The organism is Alteromonas sp. MmMcT2-5 (assembly GCF_022348315.1).
GTDB classification, from domain to species: domain Bacteria; phylum Pseudomonadota; class Gammaproteobacteria; order Enterobacterales; family Alteromonadaceae; genus Alteromonas; species Alteromonas macleodii.
The window spans coordinates 1-9,962 of the sequence record NZ_JAKRFB010000102.1; the positions used below are offsets into that span (position 1 = coordinate 1).

Sequence of the window (9,962 nt, forward strand, 5' to 3'; positions counted from 1 at the left end):
AAAGCTTCAAGCTCTTTCTTATTCATGTTCATCTGCCTATCCTTAACTCTCTATAGAGTAAATTGAGATAGGCAGTTACACAAAATTAGTTACAGTCTCTTTTTTTCCAAACAGCGTCGTATTGATTATCAAAACGGATTTGAAGTATTGGCTTACCAAATCTGCGATGATAACAACGCCACCTGTCCCTCGGGCTCTTCATAGCTCACGCCTCTTATAGTTGGTTCATCACAGACATCCATATTCACACCCCTTTGATTGATAACTTCTTCTCCAGACGAATATTTTCTCGTTGAAGCTCCGTGTTCGCCGATTCCAAGCTATCCACTTTCCTTGATAGGGCAGCGATTTCTTCGTCCTTATTTACTTCAATATCTATACCCAACAACTCACTCATAGGGTCCGGGATATTTTGGAACTGCAACGCTTTTTCTCGTGTTTTCTTTAACTCTTTATTTAAAGACATAATTTGAGATTTTTTTGCTGCTTTTAGCGCAATCAGCTCTTCATTGAGTGATGTGACTCTGTCCCATGCCGCTACCACACTTTTTTTAAATCGGTTTATATACCCCTCTCGCGTTTCCTTGGCCATCCTGAAATAACGGTGTCTGTCTTTCGTTTGGGATTGTCTAGTCACGCCTGAGACAGAAGTTAGAAAAGCATAGTCATTCATAAGAAGTTGGATTATGTTATTGACTGGGCCAACTACCTTTTTTACTTCTCTAGTGACTTCCTGTTGAATGTGGCTCTCTAGGGCGGTTATTGGATTGGTTATATCAGTAGACGACGTTTTTTTTGTATCGTAGCGCTCTATTTCATGTTGTACGAGGTCGAAGAACTTCAAAAACATAGCGCGATAACCAAGTTCTGAAACCTTTTTCCCCAGCAGTCGTGGACATATCGACGTAAATTTTCGATATTCTAATTTGATATCAAGCATAAGCATGGCTATAACTACCGATTTCACATCGGGCGTGATGACATAACTGTCTAATTGCTTAGATGCCAACTCCACACAATCCACCGCTTTTTGTATTGACAATGCATCTAGTGTTTTCAGATGACCATCGATAGCTAGTTGCTCGTAAAGATTCGCTTCAATATCGGCGAACTCTGTCCTCAGGGAATCTATTTGAGTAAGTACATGCTCAAAGGAAGGTTCCACCTGCATAGCATTATTCTCATCGCTTAATCTAAAACTAGGTTTGGCATTCATATAAAGACTCACTATATTGCGTATTGACCATTGTATTATCGACATTCAATGGAAAAAGAAACCCGGTTTATATCACTAATATAAAAAGGTTTTTTAGCAGCAGGCAGATATTAGGCAATTTATACTCATGTCTGCATTTTTCTAATTCTGTCAGTTACTTACGAAACCTTCTATTCATCAGAAGACTCTGACTTGTACAAGCGCAATTTATCTAAAAGTTGGAAATCCACCTAAAAACGCATAAGCTATTGATGACACTTATTTATTTATCATGTAAGCATACGTTGTGCTTTTTTCTACTCATAGAGTAAAAAATGCATTGTCATCAGATAGTAAAACCGCAAATTAGCATAAAATACAATCAGCGCTATGAATTTCTAATTCTACGATTTTTAAATAACAGTCTGGCGAGCTTTTTCGTTCATTCTCATAGAATAATGAGCGCTACCTCACGTTGGCCATACCGGTTTTCGTTACATCAAATTCTTCACCGTAATGCATCGGCATCGCTGAACTTGTCCATCCACCGGCCTTTTGAATTTGATCTAATGTGACACCCCGCTCAAACATGGTTACTACACCTCCTACCCGGGTGCTATGACAACTCGGCTTGAACGCTAAATTAAGTAATGACGCTATATTCTTGTATCTAGACAGTAATGCATGATATTGCATCGCGGTATCCTGCACCGTTTGCTTTGGGGATAATTTACGCAATAAGGGGCCATCAGCAATGCCCGTTCTCGTGAGCCATTTGTCGATAAAATTGATAGTGGTTGTTGATATATAACCGTATTGACCTTTACCTGATTTATCAGTCTTGGAGCGCGGAGCGAAGATCCGTTGTTTGGCAAAGTCGATGTGATGCAATTCAATTGCTAATAAATTCGATGCACGGAATATCGTGTCTATCGCCGTGTTAAAAATGACAGCATCACGTAACCCAATCAACGAGTCCGTATCGAGTTGCGCATTGATGGCGTCAATATTTTCAAGGCGCATGGGCGCGGCTTGAGACTGGCGACTGGGCTTTTGATTTATCTTGTGGTTGGTGTATTCAGCAAAAAGTTTTGACTGCTTCCACGGGTCTGGTAGCTCGCTCACACCAATAAAATAGCGGACTGACGCAATTTTACGGCGTATGGTGTGATGTTTCAGTTTGGTCGACATTAAGTAGTCCAGATAGGCACGACACGTTGTTTTAGTCACATTGACATCACTGGCCATCGCCGGCAACCCATTATCTTTGCAGAACACCAGGTACTGATTGAAGTCGTAGTGGTAAGCGCGTTTCGTATTTTCTGACTTTAATTCCCATACATCGTCTTTTAACTCACGTAAGTTTCCAATTACCCGATCGCGATCTGATTCAGCGATCGCCATCGGTACATTTTCGACATGAATTAACATTGAGGACATAATTAGGTGCTTTTTTATTATTTAAGATAATTTGGTTTATATTGAATAATAGAGCAGGGGAGAGGGCAGATCAAGAAATCTCTTTTGCGTTACTAGTAACGCTTTGTTTATATCTTATTCTTAGCACAGTGATACGCAATACAAATAGCGTTACTAGTAACGCTTTTATTCTATTTGGTTTTTGAGGTAATATGAGAGACCAGAAGAAGAAGGGGTGAACAATGTCTGACCAAAGCCTTTGGCAACAATTTCTACATGCACAATTAAACACGTTCTTATCAACCTTACAGGAAAAGGATAAGGTTACCAACGTAAATATAGACAAGCTCGAGCGTGATGTTTTAGCGTTAGGAAAAAGCATGGGCTTCATCGCGTTGAGAAAATATATTAAGCCTCAAAAACTCGGTGAATTTGAACAATCTTTCACCATGTTCAAAGCACAAAAAGAGCAAGAGTTGTGGTCTGACTATCTAGCCAACCACCTAGTAAAGTTTCTATCTTCCATACCCGAATCAACGTATCTGAAAGACAAAGAAGCCCTAGTAAATGCTGACAGTGTAACAATTAAAGAATGGCAAACACTGGCCCCAAAAGCCCTATATTCGGCTATGCGAGCGTGGTTACCCCAGGCCTCAATTAAGCAATTTCAAAATCGCTATCGGGCTTATAAGCACCGCGGTATCAAGCGAACTGACACCATAGATGTGAGCCCCCAAACCAAAACAATCATTGATATGGCAAAAGCTGAATTGCATGCCAGTAACTATGATGAGGTATTTGAACTCCTATTCTCAAAGCATTACAACGTCAGTACCGACAGTGAAGTTAGAGCCGTAAAAGAACAGATTTCCGATGCATTACCTGCCTCCAAAAGCCTGTTTTTAGAAGAATTCATGCTTAGATTAAACCCCAATGACAGAAATAGAGTGAAACTGCTCATTGAGATTGCTTTTAATGAAGGCTGGGATAGAGCAAAGACATGTAGAAAGCGAAAAGGGGACCCACGCGCAGAAGCGTTAGTGGACTGCAGTATTTTTACAACTGCTGCGAACTTCTCGACTGACAAAAGTAGTGACTAAGACACCTTGGGAAATGGCGGGTATTGTAAGCCAGGTATAAAGAAGCTAAAGAAAAGGCGATATGTTTCGATTAGTCCGAACCTCTCATTACTATGGAGAACGGAAGGTGTGCACCAGTAACAAAGAGTGTTACAAGGCGGAGAATCGCCCCAGCGAATACCAGGGCATAGAAAAGAAACCATGATTTGTTGAGCCTGCACTCCTTACACATGACCTTATCAATGTGTGATGAGGTGATAACCTCATTAAGCGAGTGAGCATTGCGAGCAGGTTACAGGTAAGTATCAACGTTTGTTTCCGATAATTTATTCCAGCGAATTCCCATCCCATTCATGGTTAGGATCGGGTATAAAAGTTGCCCCCACACCATGAGTGTCAGCTGCTGTAACTAACCACCCACCAGGAACCTTAGTTCGATATGTGTGCCTTATTACACCAGTGGTACCTTCATTTTTGAGATGTTCCCAAGTAAGTTTAGGTGAAGCTTTGGAGCCACTTGTGAAAAGTCCCATTGTTTTCCCTTATTTGATAATTCTGGGTAGTTGTTTTATTGAGAAATGTGCTTATAGCTAGCAAAAACCCAACACAGATTATTGCTTAGCGTGATAAAGCGGAGAGGAGCAGCTGTTGCAACTAACACGACGGCGGCTATCTGTTGCATTATGTGCACCTAAATTTCGAAGGGATTTTGAACCACAAAAAGCGCAAGCTATTCCATTTTTTGTCTTCGCTGTAGGGTTCTTGGCTAAATATTCCTGCAAATTAAGAGGGAATTTACGTTTCCAGCCAACAAAGTTATATCAAGCTACGAAAGCCACTACGGATGTTATTGCTAAGATGTACATTGATTGATAAAACGTGTCCAATGGGATGGACTCCTCCTCAACTTGAATTGTTGTCCTTTTTTTGGTCAATATGGTGATGGTGAGTTACCAGCATTCAAATTAGGAGAAGCCCATGGGCCAGATTACTCGAGTCGGTGTTGATATTGCAAAGTCCGTTTTTCATGTGCACGCGGTGGATAGGTTTGGTGAACGGCAGTGGAAAGGAAAATACTGTCGAACAAAGTGGTTGGATGCTATTGAGAACAAGGTCCCTAAAGGGACTGAAATTGCAATGGAAGCCTGTGGTTCATCTCACTATTGGGGGCGAGAATTACAAAAACGAGGTTTTAAAGTCAAAATCATTCATGCGCAATTTGTTAAGCCTTACGTAAAAAGTAATAAGAATGATGCGATTGATGCAGAGGCAATATGTGAGGCTATGAGTCGGCCGAACATGCGCTTTGTAAGTGTGAAATCAAGTAAGCAACAAGACATACAATCTATACACCGTATCAGGGACAAGTTGATGGTTCAAAAAGCATCCAAAGCAAATCAGATACGAGGACTGGTAAGCGAATATGGGCTAGTTGCGCCAGTGGGTATCAACAAACTGAGAGAAGCCATCCCCCTGTGGCTGGAAGATGCAGAAAATGGTTTGTCGGCGCTTTTTCGCTTGTTGCTACGTAATTTGTTTGATGACTTAAGGCAGCTCCAAGAGCGAGTCGATACGCTCGACACGCTTATTGAGAAAGAAGTCAAAAATGACCCTGTCGCACGTTCGCTACTTCAGTTACGGGGTATTGGTATCCTGTGTGCCAGCGCATTGTCTTGCGCTATTGGTGATGCGAAAGGATACCGTAAAGGTAGGGATTTTGCTGCTTCTATTGGTTTAACGCCGAGGCAACACAGTACCGGCGGCAAGCCTAGGTTACTTGGCATCAGTAAGCGAGGCGATGGTTACTTAAGAAAACTACTTGTTCATGGTGCACGGTCAGTCATCCGGCATGCTCATCGGCATGATGATAATTTAAGTAAATGGATTGAAAAGCTCTGCGCATACAAGCACGTTAATACGGTAACTGTAGCGTTAGCTAATAAAACAGCGCGTGCAGCTTGGGCTATGGTAAATACAAACGAAAGTTATGACCCAGAGTTGATAGCAAGCGCTTAAGCTTAAACGAATTAAGAAATACGAAAAGTTTTCATCCCAATTGCAAAGTAAGATGTGAGATGGCTAACAGGTTAGACCGACACTTGAAAAACCTTACCCGGACGAAGAGCCTTTAAGCTCGTGTGTCCGTTCAGGAGCAAGTGTGCGAATAGCCCATAGAGGTTCGATGCAGTAAAAGAAAATGCATCATTAAGAAACCGGATACACGTTGGCAATCATACCCAAAGTTATCGAACAAATTACTTGCAAAAGAGGAGGAGTCCATACACGTCCGGTAATCCCCACATTCAATTCATAAATTAGCTACGGCATGGTGTTCTCTTTTTGTTAAGGAGAATGACCATGCCGCAATATCAACGAAGAGAAGATATTCGGTTGCAGCGAACAAGCAACAAGTTTGTTCAGGTGAAACGTGAAGTCACGAAGGTTGAATCCTACACCGAAGCAATGGGTGGCGAACTTCTCCTGCAACTTGGAAATGCTCAACTTAGCGTGCCAATCAATATTAACCCTCACTGGGTTGCTACCGTGATGGAGGCATTGTCCGAATGAAGATGTTCGTAGAGCCTGCTGACATTTACCTGTACATGGATATCGTCGATTTCCGCAAATCGATAAATGGCTTAATTGTCGTTGTTGAGCAGGATATGAACCTGAATCCGTTTCGCGATGCACTGTTCGTCTTCCGCAACAAAAAGCGCGATAAGGTCAAAATACTCTATTGGGATAAAACGGGCTTCGCTCTCTGGTATAAACGCCTCGGTGCGACAAGAAGTCGCTTTGTTTACTGTTGAACTTTGATTCAACCCTTCGTATTGCCGAAGGTTTCCTATTTCGACATGCGTTACTAGCAATGGTGAGGTGTGAAGCTCGAAAGACAATGTAGCCTTAAGTTCAACAGTGATGTTGAACAAACTGCAAGCATCATGCGGTTGGGCCCTAGGAATTAATGGTATGTGTAATTAACTGAACAGTTTTAACTGTCGTCATTATAAACAAGCTAAAGATGCTGACAAGCTTGAACCAAAAGGTGTGGTGGACAAGTTAACATGCTCTAGTCTCATGTTACGCAATTTAATGTGCCCCCGGCGGATTGACTGACACTAACCCATTATGTGAATAAAGTGGAACTTGGTAAGCCCGTATGCTCCCTCGTTGAGGTAGTTTCTTCGTAAGAATGAATGACGGGCATGCGGGTAAAGGACGATGGAGAAAGCGAATGCCTTGCTGTAATGGCAAGGATAGATGTATTGAACGTGACATCATGCGAAAGCATAGCCCACTTCCATCGAGTGGTTAATCACAAGAAATTTGTAATAAGATTTTAGCTTAGGAATGCAAATGAATTGCTCTTATGAACAATGTGCACCTATAAACGAAGCGCAATGCTGGTCTAACATCGATTGGAAGGCTGCAAAGCGCTACGTAGGATCATTGCAAGCGCGTATTGTGAAAGCAGTAAAGCAAGGGAGAAAAGGGAAAGTTAAAAGTCTGCAATGGTTATTGACTCATTCCTTTTATGCGAAAGCCCTTGCGGTTAAACAGGTAACGGAGAACAAAGGGCGTAAAACGTCTGGTATTGATGGCGAAACATGGCAAAGTGCTACTAAAAAATGGCGAGCAATCTCATCGCTCAAACGTTCTGGATACAAGGCAAGTCCATTAAGGCGAGTCTTTATTCCAAAGTCGAATGGGCAGAGAAGACCTCTCGGTATCCCCACAATGCTGGATCGTGGGATGCAAGCACTGTATTTGCTAGCCGTTGAGCCAGAAGTGGAGACAAACAGTGACGGCAATTCTTTTGGTTTTCGAAAACAAAGATCTTGCGCTGATGCGATCGAACAATGCTTCAAAGTATTGTGTCGCAAAGGTGCGGGAGAATGGGTGCTTGATGCAGATATTAAAGGATGCTTCGATAATATCAGCCATGAATGGATGCTAAAGCACTTAAACATTGACAAACCAATCCTTTCACAGTGGTTGAATGCCGGCTTCATGGAGTCTGGCAAGGTATATCCAACACTTGCAGGAACACCGCAAGGAGGGATAATCTCGCCGACGTTAATGAATATGGTATTGAATCAACTGCAAGGAACAATTGAAGAAGCTTCAGGTGTTAAAAGAGGTAAGCACCGTGAAATTCGTTCTAATGTTAAGAGAGTCTCTGTAATCAGATATGCTGATGATTTTGTTGTAACGGCTCATTCTCAAGCGTTTTTGGTAGATACAATATTGCCTTGTATTAATGAATTTATGTCCCAACGTGGTTTGGCATTATCGCCAGAAAAAACGCACGTTAGGCATATATCAGAGGGTTTTGATTTTCTTGGTCAAAATCTCAGAAAGTATAATGGCAAATTACTGGTCAAACCCAGTAGCAAAAGCGCTCTACATTTGATGAATAAGTTGAGACTTACGATCACCAAATATCGCTCTAGTCGACAAGACAGGCTAATTTTTCAGCTTAATCCAATATTAAGAGGTTGGTGTAATTATCACCGACACAGTGTCGCAAAGGAAGTATTTTGCAAGATTGACTCTGATATATGGTTGCTACTCTGGAAATGGGCATGTCGTAGGCATCCTAGAAAAGGAAAACACTGGATTAGGGCTAGATACTTCCACTCTGTTGGTGCGCGTAATTGGACATTCTGCACCGGTGATAAACAAATAGCCTTATTTCGGTTAGCAGCAATACCGATTGTGCGACATCCAAAAATCAATTCCGATGCAAACCCTTACGATCCGACACATGAAACTTACTTTGAATCTCGGCTTGATGTGTTAATAAATTCTCGCAACAAAGAACGCCTGCATAGATTATTATCACGTCAAAATGGTGAGTGTTTGTATTGCAAAAGGAAAATAACGGCTAAAACTGGTTGGAATATTCACCGCCTAGTGCCTTTATATTTAGGTGGTGATAATAAGACGAGTAATACCGTGGTTGTACACCCTTCTTGCCATAACAGCATTCATAAAAGTAAAAATACTGCTGCGCCATCCTACATGGCGTTATAACGACTTGAGCGGTATGCGGGGAAACTCGCACGTACCGTTCTTAGAGGGCTGGGCTCGAGTAATCGGGTCTGGCTACTCGACAGAAGCATCGTTTTAAGTGGCCTGTCGATGCGAACTTAAAACAGATGCATATGAGTGAGCAACAGCTACAATGGCTGTTATCGGGTTACGATGTCATAGGCCATCAGCCGTTGCACTACAACGCATCAGGCTTATAACCTGTGATCATAAGTAGCGATTAACGATCACGAAATAGTCTTAATAATGTAAGGTAATCAGCAGCTTAATACGGGATAATGGTGGTATGAACGAGAAAGAATACCAATCCCGCATCGCTGAACTTGAAGCGCTTCTTGAAGAGAAGCGCGCGCGGATTGCCTATTTAGAAGAACAGTTCCGCGTTGCCCAGCATAAGCAGTTTGGAAAAAGCACCGAAGGCCACCCTGGGCAAGGTGAGTTGTTTAACGAAGCGGAAGAATTGGTTGTTGAAGCTGAAACAGCCGAAGAAACGATTAGCTATACCCGTAAAAAGCCCACACGTAACCCGCTACCTAAAGACCTGCCTCGTGAAGTTATCGTTCACGATATTAGCGACGAAGAAAAAATCTGTGGCTGTTGTGCGGGCGAATTACATCGCATAGGTGAAGATAAGTCAGAGAAGCTTCAGTTTATTCCTGCTCAGGTCAACGTGATTGAGCATGTTCGCCCTAAATATGCGTGTCGTACTTGTGAAAAGGACGGTATCAGCAACACGATTAAACAAGCGCCCGTACCTCACAGCGTGATCCCAAAAGGCTACGCAACGCCAAGCTTGTTAAGTCAAATCATCACCAGCAAATATCAGTATGGGTTACCGCTTTATCGACAAGAAGCGATGTTCAAACAGAGCGGCGGATGAAACCACGCTAAAAGTGGTCGAGTCTGAAAAAGCGAACAGCTATATGTGGTTGTATGCCAGTGGTGCTGATTCACCTAGCGGTAATATCCCCGATACAGCGACATCTAATATCGTGTTGTACGATTATCACAATAGTCGCGCTGGACAATGCGCAGTAGACTTCCTGCAAGGCTATAGCGGCTATCTACAAGTGGATGGCTATCAAGGCTACGAGCAAACGCAAGCAACCCTTATCGGTTTCCGAGTAGATGAGGACATTACTGCCCTCACCCCTCACAGACCCGGACGAGCGCAATTAACGCATCCGGTTCTTCATAACAGTTTATTCGCTGCG

General features: G+C 42.5%; 7 protein-coding genes and 1 pseudogene. 6 read left to right on the plus strand and 2 right to left on the minus strand.

The window, feature by feature from the left end; translation table 11 throughout:
- Positions 1–244: 244 nt before the first annotated feature.
- Positions 245–1,216, minus strand: coding sequence for a hypothetical protein (locus tag MHN09_RS20750; protein WP_239241802.1), 972 nt, complete (start codon positions 1,214–1,216; stop codon positions 245–247).
- 444 nt (positions 1,217–1,660) lie between these two features.
- Positions 1,661–2,635 (minus strand): tyrosine-type recombinase/integrase, encoded by a 975-nt coding sequence (locus MHN09_RS20755; RefSeq protein WP_239241803.1) that lies wholly within the window; start codon positions 2,633–2,635, stop codon positions 1,661–1,663.
- 221 nt (positions 2,636–2,856) lie between these two features.
- On the opposite strand from MHN09_RS20755, the gene MHN09_RS20760 reads away from it, so the two are divergent.
- The 6 genes and pseudogenes from MHN09_RS20760 to MHN09_RS20785 form a co-directional block, all read left to right on the plus strand.
- Positions 2,857–3,714, plus strand: a complete 858-nt coding sequence (locus MHN09_RS20760) for a hypothetical protein (RefSeq protein ID WP_239220345.1) — start codon at positions 2,857–2,859, stop codon at positions 3,712–3,714.
- Positions 3,715–4,671: 957 nt separating this feature from the next.
- On the plus strand, positions 4,672–5,709 hold the full coding sequence (locus MHN09_RS20765; RefSeq protein WP_239241804.1) for an IS110 family transposase: 1,038 nt from the start codon (positions 4,672–4,674) through the stop codon (positions 5,707–5,709).
- 342 nt (positions 5,710–6,051) lie between these two features.
- Positions 6,052–6,261: a hypothetical protein gene (locus tag MHN09_RS20770; protein WP_239241805.1), complete on the plus strand. Its 210-nt coding sequence runs from the start codon at positions 6,052–6,054 to the stop codon at positions 6,259–6,261.
- Positions 6,258–6,503 (plus strand): IS66 family insertion sequence element accessory protein TnpB, encoded by a 246-nt coding sequence (gene tnpB, locus MHN09_RS20775; RefSeq protein ID WP_239241806.1) that lies wholly within the window; start codon positions 6,258–6,260, stop codon positions 6,501–6,503. Before MHN09_RS20770 ends, tnpB begins: the two co-directional genes overlap by 4 nt.
- A 547-nt stretch (positions 6,504–7,050) precedes the next feature.
- Positions 7,051–8,730 (plus strand): group II intron reverse transcriptase/maturase, encoded by a 1,680-nt coding sequence (gene ltrA, locus MHN09_RS20780; protein ID WP_239220456.1) that lies wholly within the window; start codon positions 7,051–7,053, stop codon positions 8,728–8,730.
- 304 nt (positions 8,731–9,034) lie between these two features.
- Positions 9,035–9,866, plus strand: a pseudogene (locus MHN09_RS20785) (transposase); the annotation flags it as partial.
- Between the last annotated feature and the right edge of the window lie 96 nt (positions 9,867–9,962).

Coding starts and splice junctions, on each gene's coding strand:
- tnpB (WP_239241806.1), top strand. CDS start 6,258: ATGAAGATGTTCGTAGAGCCTGCTGACATTTACCTGTACATGGATATC.
- MHN09_RS20750 (WP_239241802.1), bottom strand. CDS start 1,216: ATGAATGCCAAACCTAGTTTTAGATTAAGCGATGAGAATAATGCTATG.
- ltrA (WP_239220456.1), top strand. CDS start 7,051: ATGAATTGCTCTTATGAACAATGTGCACCTATAAACGAAGCGCAATGC.
- MHN09_RS20770 (WP_239241805.1), top strand. CDS start 6,052: ATGCCGCAATATCAACGAAGAGAAGATATTCGGTTGCAGCGAACAAGC.
- MHN09_RS20765 (WP_239241804.1), top strand. CDS start 4,672: ATGGGCCAGATTACTCGAGTCGGTGTTGATATTGCAAAGTCCGTTTTT.
- MHN09_RS20760 (WP_239220345.1), top strand. CDS start 2,857: ATGTCTGACCAAAGCCTTTGGCAACAATTTCTACATGCACAATTAAAC.
- MHN09_RS20755 (WP_239241803.1), bottom strand. CDS start 2,635: ATGTCCTCAATGTTAATTCATGTCGAAAATGTACCGATGGCGATCGCT.